Raw genomic sequence first — 2,325 nt, forward strand, 5'->3', positions numbered from 1 at the left:
TGGCGGCTCCTTTGTCTATGATTGATTAGTTACCAACCTTAGGCTAACTGGGCCGCCTCTTAATTTCAACTAGGCCAGGGACAAGCTCAGCCGGATAACTACATAGTAACGGCTTTCGCAAATCCAGGTGTGCTGGTCGATTCGGCGCCTCAGGTATTCGCGCTTGGTGGTGGCACGGTTACGCTTAGCGAAGCTCAAGCTTTAAAGCTTCAAAATGCGGTGATTACCGGTAGCGTGCTTAATCCGGACAGCGCGACCGCTTCCGGTGGTGTAGATGTTATGATTCATAACGATAACTGGAGTTTTCAGGAGCACGCCAGGACTGATGACAGCGGGGTTTACCACTTCGGCCAAATCCCCGAAGGAGATTACGCCCTCGAAGCTCAACCGGGACCGGATTCTTCATATAGCCAGGCACCGTCGGCAACCGTTCACATTACCGGGGGAGTACAAACGCTTTCCGCTATCAAACTAACTAACCCATTGGTTAGTGGAACCGTAACAGACCCGGAGAGCAATACGGTGCAAGGTGCGTTTGTTCAGGTCCATGACAATACTTGGACGCACGTCGCGGGCTCTTCAACAGACTCAAACGGAAAATACAAAATCGGAGGGCTGGCAACGGACGTAACCTATACTGTAGAGGCGATGCCAGGTCCGGGCTCACCGTACAGCAAATCAGCCCCCCATGATATATATATTGCTACCGGTTCGACACAGACAGTCGATCTTGTACTTACCACGCCTTTGATCGTCGGCAAGGTAGTTGGTCCTGATGGGACCACCCCTGTAAGCAATGCAAACGTGACCCTGCATACCACTAACTGGGATAAATCTTACTTTACCCCACCGACGGGATCGGATGGTAGCTTTTCCTTCGGTGGCGTTGCTACAGGCACATACATACTTGACGTTCAAAGGCCATGGGATCGTCCGAACCTTATCCGCCCCGGGCTGATAAATATTGTCGTACCACCGAGTGAGAACACCTATACGGTGTCCGGTGACTGTACGACGGAAACTGTAGGCGGCGTTTCTATTGTCAAGGTTGCTTTTACTAAAGCGATGAAAAACATAATTGGAACGGTTACAAGGGATGCGACCGCGGTCGCCAATGCGAACGTCGTTGCCTTCCAGCAGCAAGGCAACGGTTTTACCTGGGGAATTACCGATAGTAACGGAAATTATAAACTTGGGGTCTCCGGCGGGCAGTGGATGGTGTCCGTAGAGCCAAATCATAATTCCACCAGCTCGATTGATTGGGCGTATACCGGGCAACCTAAGCCGGCAATCTTTAACACCGATACTTCAGCATCCGAGACCCAAACAGTTAATTTTAATGTTGTTACAGCCAATGCACTGGTTACCGGAAGGCTTTTGGATCCGAACCTCAATCCGGTAGGCCAGGCCAGGGTTGAGGTGCGAAACAGCACCGGCCAGGGCAACGGGGCCAACCCCGATCCTGTGACAGGAAACTTCAGTATCAATGTGCCGGCTGGTTCATATCAGGTCATGGTATTCTTGCCGCCGGATTCGCCGTACGGACCCCCGCAGGTACAAAAAATTACGGCAAGCGATTCGACAACGACGGCTTTGGGCGACTTAACACTTACCACAAAGAGCAGCCAGATCACGGGTCATGTGACTGCAAGCGGCCAGGGCGTAAGTAATGTGCGGGTTACGGCATGGCAGGAGCGGGGCGGCTTTACCGAGACTACGACCTCGGCCGATGGCTCATACACGTTAAACGTCTCGGCGGGTAGCTGGGAGGTAAACGTCGAGCCCTCATCCGATGCATCGTATGTTTATAGCGGCCCTCCGACCAGGGTTACCGTAGTTGACCACGGTCAGGGTAGTGCAAACTTTGCCGTAACCTATGCTGACGCAACAATTCAGGGTCGAGTAGTTGATGGATCGGGCAGTATTTTAAGCGATCTATACGGTTTTGCAGTTGCCATGAACAATAACGGCGGCTATGGCGGTCCGCTGGATGCCGGTCGCTTTGAACTGAAGGTGCCGAACGGTACCTATTCGGTTAGCGGCGGGTTACCACCCGGCGCCCCGTATATGCTAAACGCTGTAAACGGCGTTGATCTCGCACCGGGTCAGACGAAGTCGGTTACGCTTACCGTGCAGCCGAATGATAAAACCATCTCCGGTAAACTGCGCGACCAGACGGGTGCGGCGATTACCGATACCAATACCGATCTCTTCGTTGAGATCTTTGCGGTAAACGGTAACGGCTCGTTCCAGCACACAGTTGCCGAGCAAGATCCCGGAACACATGAATGGAAGTATACGCTGAACGTCTCGGATGGAACATGG

The 2,325-nt window shown here is 52.7% G+C and carries 1 protein-coding gene; it reads left to right on the plus strand.

What is annotated here, in order from left to right; genetic code table 11:
- Positions 1-129: 129 nt before the first annotated feature.
- A partial coding sequence (locus tag COY37_RS04665) for a carboxypeptidase-like regulatory domain-containing protein (RefSeq protein WP_286976414.1) occupies positions 130-2,325 on the plus strand: 2,196 nt, incomplete at its 3' end.

The organism is Candidatus Aquicultor secundus, assembly GCF_002791875.1.
In the GTDB taxonomy this organism is placed as follows: domain Bacteria; phylum Actinomycetota; class Aquicultoria; order Aquicultorales; family Aquicultoraceae; genus Aquicultor_A; species Aquicultor_A secundus.